20 protein-coding genes are annotated in these 21473 nt (G+C 71.3%); 6 read left to right on the forward strand and 14 right to left on the reverse strand.

Annotated features, from left to right (window positions below):
• Positions 1-44: 44 nt before the first annotated feature.
• Positions 45-905 (forward strand): dihydropteroate synthase, encoded by an 861-nt coding sequence (gene folP / locus ABZ845_RS29095; RefSeq protein ID WP_360985474.1) that lies wholly within the window; start codon positions 45-47, stop codon positions 903-905.
• A 153-nt stretch (positions 906-1058) separates the two neighbouring features.
• Here the strand turns inward: folP and ABZ845_RS29100 are convergent, their stop codons facing one another.
• Together ABZ845_RS29100 and dapE are read right to left on the reverse strand one after the other, a co-directional pair.
• Complete coding sequence (locus ABZ845_RS29100; RefSeq protein ID WP_360985477.1) at positions 1059-1817, reverse strand: TIGR00730 family Rossman fold protein; 759 nt, start codon at positions 1815-1817, stop codon at positions 1059-1061.
• A gap of 83 nt (positions 1818-1900) precedes the next feature.
• Entirely contained in the window at positions 1901-2980 is a 1080-nt protein-coding gene (gene dapE, locus ABZ845_RS29105; protein ID WP_360985480.1) for a succinyl-diaminopimelate desuccinylase, read from the reverse strand.
• Between the two features lie 109 nt (positions 2981-3089).
• Here dapE and ABZ845_RS29110 point away from each other — a divergent pair, with 109 nt between their 5' ends.
• Positions 3090-4055, forward strand: a complete 966-nt coding sequence (locus ABZ845_RS29110) for a heavy metal transporter (protein WP_360985483.1) — start codon at positions 3090-3092, stop codon at positions 4053-4055.
• A 319-nt stretch (positions 4056-4374) separates the two neighbouring features.
• Positions 4375-4875, forward strand: coding sequence for an ATP-binding protein (locus ABZ845_RS29115; protein ID WP_360985486.1), 501 nt, complete (start codon positions 4375-4377; stop codon positions 4873-4875).
• 145 nt (positions 4876-5020) lie between these two features.
• Here ABZ845_RS29115 and ABZ845_RS29120 read toward each other — a convergent pair whose 3' ends face one another.
• Both ABZ845_RS29120 and fdxA read right to left on the reverse strand, forming a co-directional pair.
• Positions 5021-6112, reverse strand: coding sequence for a bifunctional succinyldiaminopimelate transaminase/glutamate-prephenate aminotransferase (locus tag ABZ845_RS29120; RefSeq protein WP_360985567.1), 1092 nt, complete (start codon positions 6110-6112; stop codon positions 5021-5023).
• Between the two features lie 135 nt (positions 6113-6247).
• Entirely contained in the window at positions 6248-6568 is a 321-nt protein-coding gene (gene fdxA, locus ABZ845_RS29125; RefSeq protein ID WP_043443616.1) for a ferredoxin, read from the reverse strand.
• A gap of 140 nt (positions 6569-6708) precedes the next feature.
• On the opposite strand from fdxA, the gene ABZ845_RS29130 reads away from it, so the two are divergent.
• Together ABZ845_RS29130 and ABZ845_RS29135 are read left to right on the forward strand one after the other, a co-directional pair.
• The gene (locus ABZ845_RS29130; protein ID WP_360985489.1) at positions 6709-7764 is read left to right on the forward strand and encodes a GNAT family N-acetyltransferase; all 1056 of its coding nucleotides are present in this window, start codon (positions 6709-6711) and stop codon (positions 7762-7764) included.
• 17 nt (positions 7765-7781) lie between these two features.
• Complete coding sequence (locus tag ABZ845_RS29135; protein WP_360985492.1) at positions 7782-8639, forward strand: transglutaminase-like domain-containing protein; 858 nt, start codon at positions 7782-7784, stop codon at positions 8637-8639.
• Between the two features lie 48 nt (positions 8640-8687).
• Here the strand turns inward: ABZ845_RS29135 and ABZ845_RS29140 are convergent, their stop codons facing one another.
• The 8 genes from ABZ845_RS29140 to ABZ845_RS29175 all read right to left on the reverse strand — a co-directional run bounded on the left by ABZ845_RS29140 (position 8688) and on the right by ABZ845_RS29175 (position 16865).
• Positions 8688-9302 carry a response regulator transcription factor gene (locus tag ABZ845_RS29140; protein ID WP_360985495.1) on the reverse strand — a complete coding sequence of 205 codons (615 nt, stop codon included), beginning with the start codon at positions 9300-9302 and terminating at the stop codon, positions 8688-8690.
• 10 nt (positions 9303-9312) lie between these two features.
• Complete coding sequence (locus ABZ845_RS29145) at positions 9313-10512, reverse strand: histidine kinase (protein ID WP_360985498.1); 1200 nt, start codon at positions 10510-10512, stop codon at positions 9313-9315.
• Positions 10509-11249 carry an ABC transporter permease gene (locus ABZ845_RS29150; protein WP_360985501.1) on the reverse strand — a complete coding sequence of 247 codons (741 nt, stop codon included), beginning with the start codon at positions 11247-11249 and terminating at the stop codon, positions 10509-10511. The genes ABZ845_RS29145 and ABZ845_RS29150 overlap by 4 nt, the downstream gene beginning before the upstream one ends.
• The gene (locus ABZ845_RS29155; protein ID WP_360985504.1) at positions 11246-12169 is read right to left on the reverse strand and encodes an ABC transporter ATP-binding protein; all 924 of its coding nucleotides are present in this window, start codon (positions 12167-12169) and stop codon (positions 11246-11248) included. Before ABZ845_RS29155 ends, ABZ845_RS29150 begins: the two co-directional genes overlap by 4 nt.
• A gap of 113 nt (positions 12170-12282) precedes the next feature.
• A complete protein-coding gene (locus tag ABZ845_RS29160) occupies positions 12283-14565 on the reverse strand; it encodes a hypothetical protein (protein WP_360985507.1) in 2283 nt (760 codons plus the stop codon).
• Between the two features lie 263 nt (positions 14566-14828).
• A complete protein-coding gene (locus tag ABZ845_RS29165; RefSeq protein ID WP_360985510.1) occupies positions 14829-15239 on the reverse strand; it encodes a DUF6113 family protein in 411 nt (136 codons plus the stop codon).
• The gene (mshB, locus tag ABZ845_RS29170; protein WP_360985513.1) at positions 15236-16117 is read right to left on the reverse strand and encodes an N-acetyl-1-D-myo-inositol-2-amino-2-deoxy-alpha-D-glucopyranoside deacetylase; all 882 of its coding nucleotides are present in this window, start codon (positions 16115-16117) and stop codon (positions 15236-15238) included. Before mshB ends, ABZ845_RS29165 begins: the two co-directional genes overlap by 4 nt.
• Positions 16118-16670: 553 nt before the next feature.
• Positions 16671-16865 (reverse strand): hypothetical protein, encoded by a 195-nt coding sequence (locus ABZ845_RS29175; protein ID WP_360985516.1) that lies wholly within the window; start codon positions 16863-16865, stop codon positions 16671-16673.
• 204 nt (positions 16866-17069) lie between these two features.
• Between ABZ845_RS29175 and ABZ845_RS29180 the strand changes: the two genes are divergently transcribed.
• Positions 17070-19241, forward strand: a complete 2172-nt coding sequence (locus ABZ845_RS29180; protein WP_360985519.1) for a prolyl oligopeptidase family serine peptidase — start codon at positions 17070-17072, stop codon at positions 19239-19241.
• Between the two features lie 177 nt (positions 19242-19418).
• On the opposite strand, the gene ABZ845_RS29185 is transcribed toward ABZ845_RS29180, so the two are convergent.
• Positions 19419-20462: a dipeptide ABC transporter ATP-binding protein gene (locus tag ABZ845_RS29185; RefSeq protein ID WP_360985522.1), complete on the reverse strand. Its 1044-nt coding sequence runs from the start codon at positions 20460-20462 to the stop codon at positions 19419-19421.
• A complete protein-coding gene (locus tag ABZ845_RS29190) occupies positions 20449-21468 on the reverse strand; it encodes an ABC transporter ATP-binding protein (RefSeq protein ID WP_360985525.1) in 1020 nt (339 codons plus the stop codon). Before ABZ845_RS29190 ends, ABZ845_RS29185 begins: the two co-directional genes overlap by 14 nt.
• Positions 21469-21473 lie beyond the last annotated feature (5 nt).

Below are 21473 nucleotides of genomic sequence, written 5' to 3' on the forward strand. Positions count from 1 at the left end.
GCAGGCGGCCAGGGAACGGGACTGAATGGGAGAGGTCACAGCGGATGCTCAGGCTGGGCAAGCGGGAATTCGCCGCACACGAGCCGGTGATCATGGCGATCGTCAACCGGACGCCTGACTCCTTCTACGACCAGGGGGCCACCTTCCGCGACGAGCCGGCCCTCGCGCGCGTGGAGCAGGCGATCGCGGACGGCGCGGCGATCATCGACATCGGCGGGGTCAAGGCGGGGCCGGGGCAGGAGGTCACGGCCGAGGAGGAGGCGCGGCGGACGGTCGGTTTCGTCGCCGAGGTGCGGCGGCGCTTCCCCGATGTGGTGATCAGCGTGGACACCTGGCGGCATGAGGTCGGCGAGGCGGTGTGCGAGGCCGGGGCCGACCTCCTCAACGACGCGTGGGGTGGGGTCGATCCTCGGCTCGCCGAGGTCGCGGCGCGGTACCGGGTCGGGCTGGTGTGCACGCACGCGGGGGGTGCACAGCCGCGGACCCGTCCGCACCGGGTGACGTACGACGACGTCATGGCCGACATCCTCGAGGTGACCCTCGGGCTCGCGGAGCGGGCGGTGGCGCTGGGCGTGCCGCGTCAGTCGGTGCTGATCGATCCGGGCCACGACTTCGGCAAGAACACCCGGCACAGCCTGGAGGCCACACGGCGGCTGGACGAGATGGTGGCCACCGGGTGGCCGGTCCTGGTGTCGCTGTCCAACAAGGACTTCGTGGGCGAGACGCTGGACAAGCCCGTGAAGGATCGGGTGCTCGGGACGCTGGCGACCACGGCCGTGTCGGCGTGGCTGGGGGCGCGGGTGTATCGGGTGCATGAGGTTGCCGAGACGCGGCAGGTGCTGGACATGGTGGCGTCCATCGCGGGGTGGCGGGCGCCGGCGGTTGCGCGGCGGGGGTTGGCGTAGCCCTGCGGGGTCCCGTGCGGGGCGTGGGGGTTTTGCGCAGTTCCCCGCGCCCCCATCGGACAACCCACCGTGCGTCGTCGAGTGCGGGTATGCGGGGGTTCTGCGCAGTTCCCCGCGCCCGTGGCGGTGGGGTTTGCGCAGTTGTCCGTGCCGCTATCGGGCTGCCTCCTTGGAGACCAGAGCCACCGCTTCGTCCACGTCGTCCGTGACGTGGAACAGGAGCAGGTCTTTCTCTGCGGCCTTGCCCTGGGCCACCAGGGTGTTCTTGAGCCAGTCCACCAGGCCGCCCCAGTACGAGGTGCCGTACAGGACGATCGGGAAGCGGGTCACCTTCTGGGTCTGGACCAGGGTCAGGGCCTCGAAGAGCTCGTCCAGCGTGCCGAGGCCGCCCGGCAGGACCACGAAGCCCTGGGCGTACTTCACGAACATCATCTTGCGGACGAAGAAGTAGCGGAAGTTCAGGCCGATGTCGACATACGGGTTCAGGCCCTGCTCGAAGGGCAGCTCGATGCCGAGGCCGACCGAGATGCCCTTCGCCTCGCAGGCGCCCTTGTTCGCCGCCTCCATTGCGCCCGGTCCGCCGCCGGTGATCACCGCCCAGCCCGCCTCCGCCAGGCCGCGCCCGAGCCGTACGCCGGACTCGTACTCGGGCGAGTCGACCGGGGTCCGGGCCGAGCCGAAGACGCTGATGGCGGGTGGGAGTTCGGCGAGCGTGCCGAAGCCCTCGATGAACTCCGACTGGATGCGCAGGACGCGCCACGGGTCCGTGTGCACCCAGTCCGAGGGGCCGCCCGCGTCCAGCAGCCGCTGGTCCGTGGTGCTTCTGGTCACCTGGCCTCGCCTGCGCAGCACGGGCCCGAGCCGCTGCTCGTCCGGCGGCACCTTCTTCCCCTCGGGGTTGCCAGTGGGCATATGTGCTCCCTCCACTCGGGGTCGTGCCCCAGCGTAGATCCACGCGGGTTACGGAAGGGGGACGTGTGCATGTCCTCCGTATATCAGGAGGTCAGCCAGGCCCTCAGGCGCTCCTCCCCGGCGAGGATCTTCGCCGTCTCCACTCGCTCGTCCCGCCTGTGCGCCAAGTGCGGGTTGCCGGGTCCGTAGTTGACGGCCGGGATACCGAGGGCACTGAAGCGGGACACGTCCGTCCAGCCGTACTTCGGGTGCGGAACGCCTCCGACCGCCTCGATGAACGCGGCGGCGGCCGGGTGCGAGAGACCGGGCAGCGCGGCGCCGCTGTGGTCGACCACGTCGAACTCGTCCACACCGCAGTCCGCGAACACCTCACGGACGTGCGCCACGGCCTCCTCCGCGGTGCGGTCGGGGGCATAGCGGAAATTGACCGTGACCACGCTTTCGTCCGGGATCACGTTGCCGGCCACGCCACCGGAGATGCCGACCGCGTTGAGCCCCTCGCGGTACTCCAGGCCGTCGATCACCGGATTGCGGGGCTCGTACGCAGCCAGGCGGGCGAGGATCGGGGCCGCCGCGTGGATGGCGTTCGAGCCCATCCAGGAGCGCGCGGAGTGGGCCCGCTCGCCCCTGGTCTTGAGCAGGACCCTCAGAGTGCCCTGGCAGCCGCCCTCGACCTGGCCGTCCGAAGGCTCCAGCAGCACCGCGAAGTCGCCCGTCAGCCATTCGGGATGGGCCGCGGCGACATGCCCCAGGCCGTTCAGGTCCGCCGCGACCTCCTCGTTGTCGTAGAAGACGAAGGTCAGGTCACGGTTGGGTTCGGGGACCGTAGCCGCAATGCGGAGCTGGACCGCGACGCCGGACTTCATGTCGCAGGTGCCGCAGCCCCACAGGACGCCGTCCTCGTCCAGGCGCGAGGGCACGTTCGCCGCGATCGGGACGGTGTCGATGTGGCCCGCCAGGATCACGCGCTCCGGCCGCCCCAAGTGTGTCCGGGCCACGACGTTGTTTCCGTACCGGTCGACGGCCAGGTGCGGCAGGGCGCGCAGCGCGGTCTCGATCGCGTCCGCGAGGGGCTCCTCGGTGCCGCTCTCGGAGGGGAAGTCGACGAGCTGCGCGGTCAGCCGTGCGGCGTCCAGCTTGAGGTCAAGGGGGGTGTCGGCCATGGAGTCGACCCTAGCGCTCCCGCACCGGAGCACCTGGACGCAGTGCCTGACGCACAGGTTGTCCACAGCCCCGGGAAAGGCCCCAGCACGCCTCAAGTACCTTGTAGGCGTGCCAGAGCCGTCCCGCACCCCCAAACGCCGTGGCCGCCTCCTCCGTTTCGGGGCGGCCTTCGTAGTGATGCTCGCCGTCGCGGGCTACCTCGCCGTCCAGTACCTCAACGGCTCGGCGGCGCCCCGATGCCAGGTCGTCTCGGCCAAGGGCGACGGGGCGTCGTACGAGTTCACGCCGGAGCAGGCGGTCAACGCGGCGACGATCGCCGCCGTCGGCACCACGCGCGGCATGCCCGAGCGCGCGGTGACCATCGCGCTCGCGACCGCGCTGCAGGAGTCGAACCTGACGAACATGGAGCACGGCGACCGGGACTCGCTCGGCCTGTTCCAGCAGCGTCCGTCACAGGGCTGGGGCACCCAGTCGCAGATCATGGACCCGACGTATTCGGCGGGCGAGTTCTACAAGCATCTGGCCGAGGTTCCCGGCTACACGCGGATGCCGCTGACCGAGGCCGCGCAGCGCGTGCAGCTCAGCGGCTATCCGGAGGCCTACGCGAAGCACGAGCCTGACGCCACGATGCTCTCGGACGCGCTGACCGGCCGGGCGGCGGCGACACTGACCTGCCAGGGCCGTCCCGCCGCCACGCCCTCCGGCGGGGCGGATGCGGTGCGGGCGGCGCTCGTACGGGACTTCGGGCGCGACGTGCTGCAGACGGCGGGGGCGGAGGCGGGCGCCAAGGTGTCCTCGCCGTCACCCACGTCTTCGGCGGCGCCGGCGACGACGGCTTCCGAGGCTGTGACGGTGCCGATCCCGAGGAAGTCCTCCGCCTCGGGCACCGTGGCCCAGCGCGGCTGGGAGCTCGCGCACTGGGCGGTGGCCAATTCCTCGGCCCTGCATATCGCCCGGGTGTCCTACGCGGGCCGTGAGTGGTCCCGTGGAGGGTACGCGGACGAGTGGCGTACGGACGGCGGTTCCGATGCGAAGGGTTCTTCCGCCCAAGTCCGTATCGTCACAGGCGAGTAGGTCAGAAGTACGGCACCTCACCCTTCGGGGGTAATGCGCGGCGCGCCTCGTTTACGGGGTGCGCACTTTTTTGCGTGGCCGGCGCCGCGGGCAAGGAATCCCTTGCAGACAAAGGGCAGTAAGGATTTCGCGGGGTTTGTGGACTAACTCTGTTTGCCCGATTTCATCCCCACCCGATAATGCGACACGTTACCAACTCTTTACGCGGGGGCACCGCAACCTTCGTGGGCTTCGAGCGGTAGTCACTGCGTCCGAGCCCGGACACCGCGTTCCAGGGCAAGGCGGACACTTAACCGTTCTCTCCCGTCTAAGGAGCATCATGTCCCTCCCCCTGACCCGCCGGATCGCCCGTGCCGCGCTGCTGATCGCGGCGGGAGCGGCGCCCGTGGTCGGTGCGGCCGGCTCCGCCAGCGCGGCGACGACCGATCTGCCGGCCACCCCGAACCTGTCCGGGCTGACCGCCATGGACAACGCCCTGGACAACGCCCAGGCCATCTCCACCCTCGACGGTGGAACCCACCAGATCGACGGGGCCACCCACCAGGTCGACGGTGCGGCGCACCAGGTCGCCGGAGTCGCGGGTGCCGCCGGCGGCAAGGCGGCCCAGACCGGCGGCAAGGCGGTCCAGCAGGCGGTGCCGACCGCGAGCGGAGCGGGTGGGAAGGTCGTCGGTACGGCGACGCCTGCCGCGAAGAAGGTGGCCGGGGAGGCCGCGGGGCAGGCCGGGGGCCTGCTGGGCGGGGGCCTGCTGGGCGGGGCCACGCAGAGCGGGGTTTCGGGGCGGCAGCTTCCTGTGCAGGGGCTTCCGCTGGGGGGCTGAGTCCGGCGCCGCGCGCCGGTTGCGGGGCGTCGTCCCTGCGGGTGCGTCGTGGTCGTGTGCGGTTCCCCGCGCCCCTGTCGGGCGCATCCCCGCGGAGGGGGCCAGGAGCTCCAGGTCCTGGCCCCCTCCTTGCGTGTGCGGGGGGCTACAAGCGCTGGGCTGCCGCTGTGATGCGTTCGTCCGTTGCGGTGAGGGCCACCCGGACGAACTTTTCGCCTGCCGTGCCGTAGAAGTCGCCCGGGGCGACCAGGATGCCCCGGTCCGCGAGGTGGGCGACCGAGTCCCAGCAGGACTCGTCGCGGCTCGCCCACAGGTACAGGCTCGCCTCGCTGTGCTCGATGCGGAAGCCGTGCCCCAGGAGGGCGTCCCGCAGGATCGAACGGCGGGCCGCGTAGCGCTCACGCTGCTCGCGGACGTGGGTGTCGTCCCCGAGCGCGGCCACGACAGCGGCCTGCGTCGGCGCCGAGGTCATCATGCCGCCGTGCTTGCGGATCTCCAGCAGAGGGCCGAGGACGGCCGGGTCGCCCGCGAGGAACGCCGCGCGGTAGCCGGCCAGGTTCGACCGCTTCGACAGGGAGTGGACCGCGACGATGCCCTCGTAGGAGCCTTCGCACACGTCCGGGTGCAGCACCGAGACCGGGTCGGCCTCCCAGCCCAGTTCCAGGTAGCACTCGTCGGAAAAGACCAGGACCCCGTGCTCGCGCGCCCAGGCCACGATCCGGGTCAGCTCCTCCTTGGACAGCACCTTGCCCGTCGGGTTGGACGGGGAGTTGAGCCACAGGAGCTTCAGGTTCGCCGGATCCAGGGTCGTCGGGTCGTCGTAGACCTCGTACTCGGCGCGGGCCAGGCGCGCGCCGACCTCGTAGGTCGGGTAGGCGAGGCGCGGGTAGGCGACCCGGTCACCGGGGCCGAGGCCGAGGTGGGTCGGAAGCCAGGCCACGAGCTCCTTGGAGCCGACGACGGGCAAGACATGGCGGTGGGTGACGTCACGGGCGCCCAGGCGGCGCTCCACCCAGCCCGTGATCGCGTCGCGCAGCTCGGGCGTGCCCCAGACGGTCGGATAGCCCGGGGAGTCCGCCGCCGCGACGAGCGCTTTCTGGATCAGCCCGGGAACCGGGTCGACCGGGGTGCCCACGGACAGGTCGACGATCCCGCCCGGGTGCGCGGCGGCCGTCTTCTTGTACGGCTCCAGCTTGTCCCACGGGAAGGCCGGAAGGCGGTCGGAGAGTGCGGACACGGGGATCGGGCTCACTTTCTCGGATTCTCTGAGAGTGCAGGGCTTCTCGGAGAGTGCACGGCCGCCAAACGCCACGGCCCCGTACGGCGCGGGAGGCACCGTACGGGACCGAGGCGGCACGGTTGTGCGGGCCGCTTACTGGTTCATCGGGGGCAGCGCAGCGATGAAGGGGTGGTCGCGCTCGATCAGCCCCAGCTTGCTGGCGCCACCGGGCGAGCCGAGCTCGTCGAAGAACTCGACGTTCGCCTTGTAGTAGTCCTTCCACTCCTCGGGAGTGTCATCCTCGTAGAAGATGGCCTCGACCGGGCAGACCGGCTCGCAGGCTCCACAGTCGACGCATTCGTCCGGGTGGATGTACAAGGACCGCTGGCCCTCGTAGATGCAGTCGACCGGGCACTCCTCGATGCACGCCTTGTCTTTGACGTCGACACAAGGCTCTGCGATGACGTAGGTCACGCTGTCGTTCCTCCTCGTTAGGGCGCTGGCGGGCCTCCTCAGGCTCCGCCGCCTGGCGCGCGGGAGCGCGGCGTCGTCGATGCCCGCACCTAGTATCTCCGTTCCCGGGCATGATCCGAACAGGAGGGGTGAACTGACCAGTGGAAATCTCTACGGGCGTACGGCTCAAGGTTCGAATCACTGCTGCTGACGTGGGAAAACGCGTCTCCGTGCGGCGGTGGAACAAACATGCCGCCGAGGGTGAGGCGTTCACCGACACGCTCGGTGTTCTCACATCATGGGACGACGGCGTGCTGGTGATCACCCGGCGCGGCGGGGAAAGCGTCCGGATCGCGGAATCCTCGCTCGTCGCGGGCAAGGTCGTGCCCGCGGCCCCGGCCCGCCGCAGGGGTCCCGCGGCCTCGTACGCGGAGCTGGAGCGGATCGCCGCAAGGGCCTGGCAGCCGGTGGAGCGGGAGCACCTCGGGGACTGGGAGCTGCGGGCCGCCGCCGGATACACACGCCGGGCGAACTCGGTACTGCCTTCGGGCGGCCCGGGGCTGCCGCTGGACGAGGCCCTGACGGCCGTACGCCGCTGGTACGCGGACCGTGGGCTGCCCGCCCGCATACAGCTCGCGACCGGAGCGGAGGGCACACACGAGCCGCTCCGCGCCGAGCTGGAGGCCCGGGGCTGGTGGCCGGAGGTGCACGCCGAGCTGTGGACCGGTGCGCTGGCGCCCCTCGCCGACCGCGAGGCGCCCGCGGTCGTGCTCTCGCGCACGGCCGACGAGAGCTGGCTCGCCCGCTACCAGCGCGTGGGAGTGAGCGAGGTGGCCCTGAAGGTGCTGGGCAGCGGGCCCTCGGTGTGGTTCGCGTCGGTGCCCGGGGCCGAGGGTGGCCTGCCGACGGCGATAGGGCGCTGTGTGGTGGACGGGCGGTGGGCCGGTTTCGCGGCGGTGGAGGTCGCCCCGGAGCAGCGCCGTCGGGGCCTGGCCGTTGCCGTGATGGCCGCGCTGGCCCGGCGGGCGCTCGCCGAGGGCGCCTCGGCGGCCTGGCTCCAGGTGGAGACGGACAACACGGCGGCGCGGGCCCTGTACACAGGACTCGGGTTCTCGGCGCATCATGCCTATCACCACTACCGGGAGCCGGAGGGGTCCCGCCGAAAGGACACACCGGATACACCGGACGCACCAGGCACACGCGGCCCGGTGATGTGAGAGGTTTCGAGAGCGCCATGTCTGTCCTTGCCCCTTATCCCCCGGAACCGGAACGGGCCGCCGAGGTGCGGCAGCGGTTCCACGACGAGGCCCGCTCGCCACGCCCCGACCTCGCGACGCTGTGCCTGCTCCTGGGCGCGGCGGCGGACAGGGCCCTGGACGACGCCGGGATCGACGCCGCGCAGATCCGCCTGGACGAGCTGGCCGGAGAGCTGCCGTTCTCGCCCGGCGGGCCGCGGTCCTGGGCCGCCGCGCTGGCCGACCTCCTCGGCACACGGCACGGGTTCCACGGCACCCCCGCGGACTACGAACGGCTCCGGTCCTCGCTGCTGCACGAGGTGATCGTCCGGCGGCGCGGGCTGCCGATCCTGCTGTCGGTGGTGTGGATGGAGGTGGCCCGGCGGGCGGGCGGTCCGGTGTACGGCGTCGCGCTGCCCGGACACTTCGTCGTCGGATTCGGTCCGCCGGACGACCAGGTCCTCGCCGACCCCTTCGACGGGGGCCGCGTGCTGACCAGTGGCGACGCGGAGACGCTGGTCGCCGGGGCGACTGGGGCTCCGCTGGACCCGTCGATGCTCCAGCCCGCCGATCCCCTGGAGGTGGTGGTGCGCATCCTCAACAACATCCGGGCCTGGGCCGCCGCCCGGCCCGAACGGTCGGATGTCGCCCTGTGGGCGGTCGAACTGTCGCTGGTGCTGCCCTCGCATCCGGCGAGGCTGCGGTACGAGCGCGCGCAGCTCCTCGTGCAGCGTGGCGACTTCCTGCAAGGGGCCGAGGAGCTCGACTCCTACGCGGAGCTGGTGTCCGCCGTCGACGAGAGCACGGCCGACCGAGTACGCGGCCAGGCACGAGCGGCCCGCGCCAGGCTCAACTGAACAGCCGCGGAAGGGAACTCACGCCCGGCCTGATCCAGACGAAAGGCCCTACAGCCACCCCTTCTCCCGGGCTGTCCGCACCGCCTCCGCCCGGTTGCGGACGGCCAGCTTCTGGATGGCCATGGACAGGTAGTTGCGGACCGTGCCCTGGGACAGGTGCAGTGCCTTGGCCAGTTCCGCGTTGGTGGAGCCGTCCGCCGCCGCGCGCAGGACCTCGCGTTCGCGGTCGGTCAGCGGATTGGCGCCGTCGGCCAGGGCCGCCGCCGCGAGCGTGGGGTCGATGACGCGTTCGCCCGCGAGCACCTTCCGTACCGCCCCGGCGAGCTGGGCCGCGGGCGCGTCCTTCACCAGGAAGGCGTCCGCTCCCGCCTCCATCGCGGTGCGCAGATAGCCGGGGCGCCCGAACGTGGTCAGGACGATCACCTTCAGCGCCGGGAGTTCCCTCCGGAGCTGCCCCGCCGCCTCGATCCCGGTGGCCCCGGGCATCTCGATGTCCAGGAGCGCCACATCCACGTCGTGGGCGCGCGCCGTCGCGAGCACCTCGTCACCACGGGCGACCTGGGCGACGACCTCGATGTCTTCCTCCAGGCCCAGCAGCGCGGCGAGCGCCTCCCGGACCATCGACTGGTCCTCGGCGAGGAGGACCTTGATCGTGCGGCTCATGCACCGGATCCTACGGCGCCCCGCCATCGGCCGGCACGCGCGCTACCAGCCGGAAACCGTGCTTGGGACCGCCGGCCTCCAGAGTCCCCCCGACCTTCTCCAGGCGCTCCCTCAGGCCCGTCAGCCCATTGCCGGGACCCGCGCCCGAACCGCCCGAGCCGTTGTCCTCGACGGACAGTTCCAGCATCGGGCCGTCGAGGGTCTGCCGCCGTAGCACCTCCACCTGGCAGCGGGCTGCCCCGCTGTGCCGTACGACATTGGTCACCGCCTCGCGCAGTGCCCAGGCGAGGGCGGACTCGCCCTCCTCCGGGACCCCGCCGAGGTCCGGTTCCGCGGGGATGTCGGCGGTTACACCGGCCGCCGTCAACGCGACCTGGGCACCCGCGAGTTCGGCGGCCAGACGGGGGCGCCGATAGCCGCTGACGGCCTCGCGCACGTCCACGAGGGCCTGTCGGCTGACCTGTTCGATGTCCGCGACCTGCTGGGCCGCCTTCTCCGGATGGTCGGGGAGCATACGCCCGGCCAGCTCGCTCTTCAGCGTGATCAGGGAGAGCGAGTGGCCGAGCAGATCGTGCAGATCGCGTGCCAGCCGCAGCCGCTCCTCGTTGGCGGCGAGCTGGGCGACGGTGGCACGGGCCTTGCGCAGTTCGATCGTCGTACGGATCAGCTGGCCGACGCCGATCATCGCGTACCCGATGAGCACCATCAGGAGGACCAGGTTCCACACGTCCGTCACACCGACGTGCCGTGCGACGAGGAACATCAGGACGGTCGACGCCGGGACCGCCCAGTACGCCTTGCGCACCGGCAGGGTCGCCCCGCAGGAGGTGGAGACGTACACGAACAGGCCCAGCCAGGACGCGTTCAGGGTGAGGCAGAGCAGGGTCGCGAGCGCGGCGAGTGTGACGAGGAGGGCGACGATCAGCCGGTGCGGGTACGGCCTGACTCCCATGTTCCGGAAGACCAGCGTCAGATAGACCCCGACGAAGGCCGTGAGCCCGATCCAGCCGCCCACGGTGGCGCCCGTGGTGTGGTTCCCGGAGACCAGGTCGTTGACCGGCGAGCTGAGGAAGACCAGCCAGACGCCGATCCACACGGTCTTGCGCAGCAGCTCGCGCCGGTTGCCGGGCGGCCGTCCGATGCTGACGAACCGCCCCGCCCCGGCCTCGCCGGCCTCTCCTGGCCGCTGGTCCTCCGTCATGGCGCTCACGCCTTCAAGGTGTCCTTCCGGTACAGCCAGGCCGCACCGCCCGCGAACAGGACGAAGAAGGCGACGAGGATGGCGACGTCCTGGGCTTGCGGGGCCTGACTCTGCTCGATCGCCCGTCCCAGTGCAGCGTACGCGTGCGTGGGCAGCCACTTGGCGATGTCCTGGAGCCAGGTGGGGAAGGTCGTCGCGGGCATCCACAGGCCGCCGAGAATCGACAGGCCGAAATATATGATCATGGTGATGGGTCGCACCGCGTCCCCGCTGGCGAGATAGCCGATGGCGACGCCCAGCGCGGCGAAGACGAGGCTTCCGGCCCAGATGGCCCCGGTGAGGGCGAGCCACTGCCAGGCGTCCAGGCGGACATGCTTCACGGCCGCGGCGACGGCGAACACGACGACGATCGAGGGCAGGCTGACGACGGCCGCACTGGCGGTCTTGGCGAGCACATAACCGCGTCCCGGCAGGGTGGTCAGCCTCAGCTGCCGTACCCATCCGCTCTCGCGCTCCTTGGCGATGCGCTCGCTGTTGCCCATCAGGACGGCGGTCAGCGCGCCGAAGGAAGCCATGGAGACCATCACATATGCGGCGACGGTGAGGCCGGTGCCGTCCACCTTGGTCGTGCTGTCTGCGTTGCCCGCGACGAGAAGGAAGATGGCCGAGGGGTAGATCACCGAGAAGAACAGGAACTTGCGGTTGCGCAGGGCGCGGGCGAGTTCCAGCTTGATCAGGCTGTTCATGACTGCTTGGCCTCCTCGGCCTCGGTGATCGCGACGAACGCCTGCTCGAGCCCGAGCCCGGCGACTTCGAGGTTGCGGGGGTAGACGCCGAGCCCGTACAGGGCGTGGACCGTGGCGTCGGCGTCGGTGGACTGGATACGGACCGTCTGTCCGGAGATGTCTATCGAGGTGAGGAACGGCAGCCCGCGCAGCGGGGTCTCCTCGATGGCGCCCTCCAGGTCGAAGGAGACGCGCCGCGCGCCCGCCTTCGCCTTGATCTCGGCGGCCGTGCCGTCGGCGAGGAGCCGGCCTCGGTGCAGGACGAGCACCCGGTCCGCGATGGCGTCGGCCTCTTCGAGGTAGTGCGTGGCGAACAGCACCGTGCGTCCCTGGTCGGCCTGCTCGCGCATGGTGGCCCAGAACGCCTGGCGGGCGGAGACGTCCATGCCGGTGGTCGGCTCGTCCAGCACGATCAGGTCGCTGTCACCGGCGGTGGCCAGGGCGAAGCGGACGCGCTGCGCCTGCCCGCCGGAGAGCTTGTTGACCTTGCGGTCGGCGATACCCGAGATGCCCGCGCGGGCGAGCACATCGCCGACCGGATACGGCCTCGGGTGCAGAGAACAGCCGAGCTTGACAAGTTCCGCGACCGTGACGTCGTCCATCAGGCCGCCGCTCTGCAGCATGGCGCCCACGCGCCCGGCGACGATGGCCTCGCGCGGGCTGGTGCCGAACACGTTCACCGAGCCGCTGTCCGGGTTCTTGAGCCCGAGAAGCAGGTCGAGGGTGGTCGACTTGCCCGCGCCGTTGGGGCCGAGCAGGGCAACCGTCTCGCCGGGGTGCAGTGTGAGGGAGAGTCCGTCCACCGCGCGGACGTTCCCGTAGGTCTTGGTCACCTGGTCGAAGCCGACCACCGTCCCGGTGGCCGCAGCTGTCGTCGTCATGCCCCTATCGTCGCGGTGCGGGGGCAGCCCCTGGCAGTGCGGTCTGTCGCGGGTTCGGCATGACAGATGTCATCCCCCCGCGCCCCGAGGGACGCGGAGGGACGACCGCAGGACTAACTGGGCTTCGTGCCGATCGTCCCGACGCGCTCCGCGCTGGTCTTCCCCAGCAGGGCCGGCCGCAGCGCGGCGATCACGTCATCCACCGTCACCGGCTGGTTCTTGCCGCCGCGTGAGATGAGGACGCCGTCGAACGCGTGGCCGTACAGGTTCTGCAGGGCCGTCTTGTCGTACGCCTCGACCAGCTTGCCGTCGACGGGCTTCACGGTGATGAACTTCCACAGGGACTTCTGCGGGCTGAAAGCGACGGCGTGGGTCGCGTCCGCGCGCACCATGACGTTGGCGGACATCGCCGGCTCGGCGAACGCCTTCATCATGCGGTCGACCTCGGCGTTCGAGATCGTCGGCTTGCGCGTGGTCGTGGGGACCTTCACGGGCGTGCCGGTACCGGTCTCCACCTGGGTGCGGTACGCCTGTTCGATGGCGGCGGTGGAACCGGCGGCGTCGATGCCGGTGCCCGTCTTGCCGTACACCGGTACGGCCTTGCCGGACTCGAACTTGATCGAGCCCTCGACCATCGAGCCCGCCCCGCCCGCGGCCCGCTCCAGCGCGGCCTGGAGCTTCTCCTCGTCGACCGGCATCACCGGCTCGACGACACGCCCCTGACCGAACAGGGAGCCGATGACGGACACCGGGTTGTAGTCGCTCTGCGCGGCGGCGGCGACGGTGGCCTTGCTGTCGAGCTGGAGGCCCGCCTGGTCCGGCTTGAGGGAGACCGTCTTGCCGTCGACGGACAGTTGCAGCGGCTTGTCCGTACGGCCGCCCAGCGTGGAATCCAGCTTCTGGACCGCCTCGTCACGCGTGCCGCCGCCGATGTCGACACCGAGCACGGTGGTGCCCTTGGGCACGTCGGAGTGGTTCATCAGAAGCCCGGCGCCGTAGGCGACACCGGCGACGACGACCACGGCACCGCCCAGCAGCACCAGCTTGCTGCGGCCCTTCTTCTTGGCCGGCTTCGCGCTCGTGGAGTTCTGCCGTGGCGTCGGGTCGGGCAGCTTCGGGGGCGTGTGCGGCGTGGGGCCCTCGGGCCGGGTGCCCGCGAACGGCCCGCTCATCGGCCCGCCCTGGGGGCCGGAGGGAACGACCGGGATACCGCTGGTGACGGTGTGTCCGGAAATGTTCTCGCCGGGGCCGCCGAAGCCCTGGGGGCCCGGGTGGGGGGCGGGCTTCTGCGGGGTGAGGATCGCGGTGTCGTCGCTGAGCCCGCCGCCGGGGAGTCCCTGGCCCGGGACGGCGCCGGGCACACCGGACCCGAGGGGGCCACCGGGGCCGGTCATGCCCGGGACACCGGGGACGCCGGGCGTGGGGCCCACGGGAGGGATGACCGGTCCGTCGCCCAGTGCGGGGCCGGTGGTGGGTCCGGAGGGACCGCCGCGGCCCGGCTCGGAGAAGTACGGCAGATCGTCGCGGCGGCGTTCGTTCGTTTCGTCCGTCGCGTCGGTCCCTATGACCGGGAACGAGCCGGTGCTGGCCGCCACCGCGTCCGACACATCGAAGGAGCCGGTGCCCCCGCCGTGGCCCGGCGCGATGGGTCCCGCACCGGTGGCGCTGGGCAGCCCCTTTCCGCTGGTGGCATTGGGGCGGGCGGCGAACGGGCTCGCGCCGCCGGTGGGCCGTGCGCCCGGGGCACCGGGCGCGCCGGGGCGCGTACCGGCCGGACCACCCGAGCCGTTCGCGCCATTGGCGCCGTTCGCACCCGGAGAACCCGGGACACCCGAAGTGCCCGGCGCACCCGGCCGCGCACCGCCCGGCGCACCCGGAGCCGCCGCCGGGCCGGCCTGTATGCCGGAACCACCTGGCATTCCGGCGCCGTTGGTCGAGCCGCCGCCCTGCGGGCCCTTGCCCGACGCGGGCTTGCGAGGGGCGAACCAGTCGCTCGCCTTCTCCTCGGCGGCCGGCGCGGGCGCGGGGGCGGGCACTGCCGGCTCCGGGGGGCCGTCGAGGGAGCTGAGCGCGCTCAGAGCGCTCAACGCGCTCACGGAGCCCGTCGTCTCGCTCTCATCGGCGGCCGGTTCATCCGTGTTCGCGTTGCTCTCGGAGTCCGCGACCGGTGTGCGCACGACGACCGGCGGGATGGGCCGCGATCCCGGGATGTTGATCCGGATACGGGTCGTCAGCGTGGTCTCGGTCTTGCGTTCCTCCGGCTGCGCGGCCGAACGGCCCGTACCGGCGCCGCTCTCGGAAGCCATGGGGGTCCCGTACGGCGGCGTGCCCGAGGGGTACGCGGCTCCGCCGGTCCCGTGGGGTCCGGCGGACGAACTGTCAGTTTCACGACTCAAGGCAGGTTCTCCCGGTTGGCTCCACCGCTCCACCGCCTGTTTCGACCTCAACAGGTGGGCGTCTCCCCCGCTCGGGTGAAGCCGAGAGCATGGGGAGGCTCGGCGGCGCGCACCACCATACTGTCCGCTCGTCTCTCTCAGTCGGGGGCCGCTGGGGAAACCCGCACCGGACCCCCACCCGTATACCCCGATTTCCCGGGGGGAACGTCACACCCCCCGGGAGACGAACCGGTACGTCGATGACCAAGTCGGACGCCCGCTGCCTACGGCTGCCGCCCCCGGCAGACAGTGGCGCAGATCACAGCGACGGCCATCCCGCCGAGCAGGAAGAGATACGACCCGACGCCCGCCCCGAAGAGGAAGTCTCCCTCGGGACGGCTGACGGTAAGCATGACGACGGCGACCATCCAGCCGACGACGGGCGCGACGGCTCCCGCGCGGGTTCCGGTGGCCTGTGCGCCGCCGACGAAGGCACCGGCGGCGCCCACGAGCGCGAGAAGCAGTCCGCCCGGGAACCAGGCCGCCTGCACGAGGCCACCCGCGACCCCCACCACCACGCCGAGCACGAACAGCCCGAGATAGGCCGCGGCCCGCCCTCCGGACGGGAGTCGCAGCGGCTGCGCGAGCATGCTCGGCTGATCCGTCCGGCGCGGCTGCTTGCCCGTGGACATCATGGGGCCACTCCTTCGAACAGATCCGTCTCGAGGGACCCCGCGCTCCCCCGCACCAACTCGTAGTACTCGGTGGTGAACAGGGGCTGCGCGAGAGCGTTGGAGAGCGCGAACCACGGTTCGGCGACCTCGATCTGCGTGGCGTGCGCCCGCATGGCGCCGGCCTTGGCGGAGGCGAACGCGGTGCCGTCGATCTCCGTGGTGATCATTGCGTCCTCGACGACACCGGGGACGTCCCCGAGGGCGGCCGCCTTCGTGAACGGCGTCTGTCCGATCGCCTCACCGAGCCGCGCGAACGCGGCCTCCGCGACCGGGCGGGGCATACGGTTCCAGTAGATCTTGGCGATCTCCCAGGGCGCCCCGAGCTCCGGGCGGAACCCGGGGTCGGCGGCCAGCTCGGCGCCCCGCATCGCGACCCGGTGGGCCTGGACATGGTCGGGGTGGCCGTAGCCGCCGTCCGGGTCATAGGTGACGAGGACCTGGGGACGTACCTCCCGCACGACCTTCACGAGATACCCGGCCGCCTCGTCCAGGTCGGCGGACCAGAAGGCGCCGGGACGGTGGTTCTGCGCGACGCCCATCATTCCGGAGTCTCGATAGCGGCCGGCGCCCCCGAGGAAGCGGTGGTCGGTGACGCCGAGTTCCTTCATCGCGGCGGCCAGCTCGCCCTCGCGCCAGGGGCCCAGGGTGTCGTCCCGGCCGGACGCCAGATGCGCGAGCGCGGGCGGGATCACCTCGCCCTCCTCGCCGAGGGTGCAGGTCACCAGCGTCACGCGGGCGCCCTCGGCCGCGTACCTGGCCATGGTGGCGCCGTTGTTGATCGACTCGTCGTCCGGGTGCGCGTGCACCAGGAGCAGACGCCGGTCGGGCAGATCGGTCATGGCACCACCCTACGAGAGCCCCCGCCCACCGCCTCCCGGCCGCCCGGCTCCTGCGGACCGACCGGGTTCGGCTCTCGGGCTCGTCCAGGTGGCGCGGACCGCCCTCCGGGCCGGACCTCCCCGGATGATCCACGCATACGGGACGCCTCCGCGGGCATGCCGTTCGCCGCGGTCCTGCTGCCGGCCGCCCATGACCTCAGCGGAGTTCGTTCACCGAGTTCAGGCAGTCCCGCGCGCCCTCGGCGTACGAGCGCGGATCCGTCACGTTCCGTCGGCGGAGCCCGTACGGCCGCCAGGGCCGCCCGGACGGTGGGCCGGCTGCGCCCCGGCACGGAGCCGTTCCTCCCCCGTACGCGGTCGACCAGCCGGCCCGCTCGGTCGTCCTGGACGTGTCCAGGGCCGAGTCCCAGGCCGGACGGCACGTCGCGCCCCGACCGGCTGGACGGCGGCCTCGCCGGGCATGCCGTAGGCGCACCGCGGCAGGGGGAAGGGGGCGCAGGGGACGGGGCCGCGCCGGGCTCGCGGGCGGCCCGGCGTCACCTCCCCCGCGGGGCTAGAACTTGATGCTCCCGATCATCCCGGCGATGTTCGTCGTCAGCGTGCTGATCGTCGGAGCGATGGTCGACGAGGCCAGGTAGAAGCCGAGCAGCATGCACACGATCGCGTGAGCCGCCTTCAGCCCTGACTTCCTGATCAGCAGGAAGACGATGATCGCCAGCAGCACCACCGCCGAAATCGAGAGTGCCACGGCGGCTCACCTCCAAAGATCCACAGGGGCGCGGGGGTCGGACTTGGGGGCAGTGAAATCCACGCGGAGATATCCACACAGATAAATCCACCTAGATGCAAGCGGGTTCATACCCACTATGCGCTAGTGATCATAACTATCCGTACGTGCGCATCGCTCGGCGCATGGCCGCACAAGGGGGCGCATGGCCAATATGGTCGGGGCATGACGACCGAGTCTGCTTCCTTCCCCCGACGGCACGCGCGGACCCAGCGGTTCACGCTCGGCGCGCCCCGCGCATTCACCGTCGCGCCCGACGGTTCCCGTGTCGTGTTCCTGCGCTCCACGTCCGGCACGGACCGCGCGAACCATCTGTGGGTGCTCGACCTCGCGGACGGCACGGAGCGTCCCGCGGCCGATCCGGGCGCGCTTCTCGAGGGCGGCGCCGAGGAGTTGTCCCCCGAGGAGCGCGCCCGCCGTGAGCGCAGCCGGGAGGGCGGTGCCGGCATCGTCGGGTATGCCACCGACAGCGCCGTCGAGTTGGCGTCTTTCGCGTTGTCAGGACGGCTTTTCACCTGCGAGCTGCGCGCCGGGACGGCACGTCAACTGCCCGTCCCCGGGCCCGTGGTGGACCCCCGGCCCTCCCCCGACGGCCGGCATGTGGCGTATGTCGCGCGGGGTGCGCTGCGCGTGATCGGGGCCGAGGGCGAGGGCGACCGGGCGCTCGCCGAAGCGGAGTCCGAGTCGGTCACCTACGGGCTGGCCGAGTTCATCGCGGCCGAGGAGATGCATCGTTCACGGGGATTCTGGTGGTCGCCGGACTCGGACCGGCTGCTGGTGGCGCGGGCGGACGACGTTCCGGTGCGCCGCTGGTGGATCTCCGATCCGGCCCATCCGGAACGCGAGCCGCAGCGGGTCGCGTATCCGGCGGCCGGCTCCGGCAACGCGGAGGTACGGCTGTTCGTCCTGGGCCTCGACGGGGCGCGCACGGAGGTCGTGTGGGACCGGGCGGGCTATCCATATCTGGCGCGAGTGCACTGGTCAGCGGCGGGTGCGCCGCTCATCCTGGTGCAGGCGCGTGACCAGCGCAGCCAGCTCTATCTGGCCGTCGACCCGGATTCCGGGACCACCCGGATGGTGCACGCGGATGAAGATCCAAGTTGGCTTGAACTTTTCCCTGGGGCGCCATGCTGGAGCCCGTCCGGACAACTGGTGCGGATCGCCGACGAGGGCGGTGCGCGGGTGCTCGCGGTGGGCGAACGACCGTTGACAGGCGCACAGTTGCACGTCCGGGCCGTGCTCGACGTCTCGGACGACGATGTGCTGGTCGCGGCGTCGGCGGGCCGGGCGGCTGACGATCCGGAGATCGGCGAGATCCATGTGTACCGGGTGAATGAACTCGGCGTGGAACGCCTGTCGCACGAGCCCGGAGTGCACTCCGCGGTGCGCGCCGGGGGCGTGACGGTACTCGTCTCCTCGGCACTCGACCGCGCGGGCGTCTTGACGCGGATCCTGCGTGACGGCAAGCCGGGCGAGACGGGAACTTCGGCGGCCGGGGTCGGGGACAACGGCAGGGACGGCACGACACTGACCGTGGCCTCGCATGCCGAACATCCCGGTATGTCCCCGCGCGTGACACTCACTCTGGGGGGCGCACGCCGCATCCCCTGCGCCGTACTCATGCCTACGGGCTACTCCGGTGACGCCCCGTTGCCCGTCCTCATGGACCCCTACGGTGGTCCGCACGGGCAGCGTGTGGTCGCCGCGCACAATCCCCATCTGACCTCGCAGTGGTTCGCCGACCAGGGCTTCGCGGTGATCGTCGCGGACGGCCGGGGCACCCCCGGCCGCTCCCCCGGCTGGGAGAAGGCGGTGCACCATGACTTCACCGTGTCCCTGGACGACCAGATCGAGGCACTCCAGGACCTCGCGAAGCGCTACCCCCTCGACCTGTCCCGGGTCGCGATCCGCGGATGGTCCTACGGCGGCTGGCTGGCGGGCCTGGCCGTGCTGCGCCGCCCGGACGTCTTCCACGCGGGCATCGCGGGCGCCCCGGTCACCGACTGGCAGCTGTACGACACCCACTACACCGAGCGCTATCTGGGCGCCCCCGGCGCGGACCCGGCGGCGTACGCCAGGAGCTCCCTGGTCACCGACGACGGCCTCTCCTCCCCCGCCGAGCCGCACCGCCCGCTGATGATCGTGCACGGGCTGGCCGACGACAATGTGGTGGTGGCCCACGCCCTGCGGCTGTCCTCAGCCCTGCTGGCGGCCGGCCGGCCGCACGAGGTGCTGCCCCTCTCCGGTGTCACACACATGACCCCGCAGGAGCAGGTCGCGGAGAACCTGCTGCTGCTTCAGGTGGACTTCCTGCGACGGGCCTTGCGCCTCGGCTGAACACCGGCCGTCCGGGAGGGAACGGAGCAATGGCAACGGGCCGGAGCGACATGGTGCGCTCCGGCCCGTTCACGGCACCCGCACGGCCGTACAGCGAACACTCTGCTGCGCCCGTATATCCGAACCAAGTCGATCAAGTTGCCTGTGTGTTAACGAGGTTTATGCGCATATGTGAGCTCATGCGGGTTCCTCGGGCGGAACCACCTGCTTCTCTTCCGCGAAGAGGCACGCAGAGTCGTGCGCGGCGGGGCCGGTGGTCCCCACGAACTGCACGGGAACCGCGAGTGGCGGCACCTCCCGTGCGCACCGCTCCTGCGCCTTCCAGCAGCGGGTGCGGAAACGGCAGCCGGAGGGGATGTTCGTCGGGGACGGCACATCGCCGCTCAGGATGATCCGCTCCCGGCGCTCGCGTGCGTCCGGGTCCGGCACGGGGACGGCGGACAGCAGCGCCTGGGTGTAGGGGTGTGTCGGATGATCATAGATCTGCGCGTCCCTCCCCGTCTCCACGATCCGCCCGAGGTACATCACCCCCACCCGGTCGGAGATGTGCCGCACGATCGACAGGTCGTGCGCGATGAACACGTAGGACAGTCCGAACTCGCCCTGGAGTCGCGCCATCAGATTGACCACCTGGGCCTGGACCGACACATCGAGCGCCGAGACCGGCTCGTCGGCCACGATGATCTCGGGGCGCAGGGCGAGGCCGCGGGCGATGCCGATGCGCTGGCGCTGGCCGCCGGAGAACTGGTGCGGGTAGCGGTTGATGTACTCGGGGTTGAGACCGACGACGTCCAGCAGCTCCTGCACCTTGCGGCGCCGGTCGCCCTTCGGGGCCACCTCGGGATGGATGTCGTACGGCTCGCCGATGATGTCGCCCACCGTCATACGGGGGTTGAGCGAGGTGTACGGGTCCTGGAACACCATCTGGATGTTCCGGCGCACCGCCTTCAGCGCACGGCCGGACAGCCGTGTGATGTCCTCGCCCCGGTATCTGATCGAACCGGACGTCGGCGGCTCCAGGTTGACCAGCATCCTCGCGACCGTCGATTTGCCGCAGCCGGACTCCCCGACGATGCCGAGGGTTTCCCCCGCGCCGAGGAAGAAGTCGACTCCGTCGACCGCCTTGACGGAACCCACCTGCTTCTTGAACAGGATCCCCCGGGTCAGCGGATAGTGCTTGACCAGACCGCTCACTTCAAGGATCGGCTCAGGAGCGGTCATCGAGGCACTCCCTCCAGAAGTGGCAGGCGCTCGCCCGGCCCGAGCCCCCGCCCCCGCCGACCCCGCCGCCCGAGCCGCCGTCGGCGACCTCGTAGAGCGGCGGCGTGTCGGTGCGGCACACGTCCTGAGCCATGGGACAGCGGGGGTGGAAGGCGCAGCCGGGCGGAATGTTCATCAGGTTCGGCGGCAGGCCCTGGATGGCATAGAGCTCCCGGCCCTTCTGGTCGACCCTCGGGATGGATTCGAGCAGGCCCCGGGTGTAGGGGTGGGCGGGCGCCTTGTAGATGTCGTGCACGGGCGCGGACTCCACGATCCGCCCCGCGTACATGACGGCGATCCGGTCCGCGACGTCCGCGACCACGCCGAGGTCGTGGGTGATGAGGATGAGCCCCATCCGGTACTCGCGCTGCAGCTCGGCGAGCAGATCCATGACCTGGGCCTGGACCGTGACGTCCAGGGCGGTGGTGGGCTCGTCCGCGATGATCAGCGCGGGCTCCAGGGCCAGCGCCATGGCGATCATGATCCGCTGGCGCATCCCGCCGGAGAACTGGTGCGGATAGTCGCGCACGCGCTGCGCGGCGCCCGGGATGCGGACGCGCTCCATCAGCTCGACCGCCTTGGCACGGGCGTCCCCCCGCGACATGCCGCGGTGCACGATGAACATCTCGGCGAGCTGCTCGCCCACGGTGAGCACGGGGTTGAGGGCGGACAGCGCGTCCTGGAAGATCATGGCCATTTCGGCGCCGCGGATCTTCCGCCGCTCCTCCTCCTTCAGGGTGAGCAGGTCCCGTCCCTGGAAGAGGACCTCGCCGCCGGTGATCCGGCCGGGGGGTGAGTCGAGGATGCCCATGACGGCCTGCGCGGTGACGGACTTGCCGGAGCCTGACTCACCGAGCACGGCCAGCGTCTCGCCGGCGTCCACGGCATAGCTGACGCCGTTCACCGCCTTGGCCGCACCGTCCCGGGTGCGGAACTCCACGTGCAGATCGCGCACTTCGAGCAGCACGGCCG

Origin of the sequence: Streptomyces sp. NPDC047022 (assembly GCF_040644155.1) — a bacterium.
Classification (GTDB): Bacteria; Actinomycetota; Actinomycetes; order Streptomycetales; family Streptomycetaceae; genus Streptomyces.

What these genes read in the sequence shown, in the direction of transcription:
- ABZ845_RS29180 (WP_360985519.1), top strand. Translation starts at nt 17,070, where the DNA reads ATGACGACCGAGTCTGCTTCCTTCCCCCGACGGCACGCGCGGACCCAG.
- ABZ845_RS29155 (WP_360985504.1), bottom strand. Translation starts at nt 12,169, where the DNA reads ATGACGACGACAGCTGCGGCCACCGGGACGGTGGTCGGCTTCGACCAG.
- ABZ845_RS29150 (WP_360985501.1), bottom strand. Translation starts at nt 11,249, where the DNA reads ATGAACAGCCTGATCAAGCTGGAACTCGCCCGCGCCCTGCGCAACCGC.
- folP (WP_360985474.1), top strand. Translation starts at nt 45, where the DNA reads ATGCTCAGGCTGGGCAAGCGGGAATTCGCCGCACACGAGCCGGTGATC.
- ABZ845_RS29135 (WP_360985492.1), top strand. Translation starts at nt 7,782, where the DNA reads ATGTCTGTCCTTGCCCCTTATCCCCCGGAACCGGAACGGGCCGCCGAG.
- ABZ845_RS29100 (WP_360985477.1), bottom strand. Translation starts at nt 1,817, where the DNA reads ATGCCCACTGGCAACCCCGAGGGGAAGAAGGTGCCGCCGGACGAGCAG.
- ABZ845_RS29140 (WP_360985495.1), bottom strand. Translation starts at nt 9,302, where the DNA reads ATGAGCCGCACGATCAAGGTCCTCCTCGCCGAGGACCAGTCGATGGTC.
- dapE (WP_360985480.1), bottom strand. Translation starts at nt 2,980, where the DNA reads ATGGCCGACACCCCCCTTGACCTCAAGCTGGACGCCGCACGGCTGACC.
- ABZ845_RS29165 (WP_360985510.1), bottom strand. Translation starts at nt 15,239, where the DNA reads ATGATGTCCACGGGCAAGCAGCCGCGCCGGACGGATCAGCCGAGCATG.
- ABZ845_RS29185 (WP_360985522.1), bottom strand. Translation starts at nt 20,462, where the DNA reads ATGACCGCTCCTGAGCCGATCCTTGAAGTGAGCGGTCTGGTCAAGCAC.
- ABZ845_RS29115 (WP_360985486.1), top strand. Translation starts at nt 4,375, where the DNA reads ATGTCCCTCCCCCTGACCCGCCGGATCGCCCGTGCCGCGCTGCTGATC.
- mshB (WP_360985513.1), bottom strand. Translation starts at nt 16,117, where the DNA reads ATGACCGATCTGCCCGACCGGCGTCTGCTCCTGGTGCACGCGCACCCG.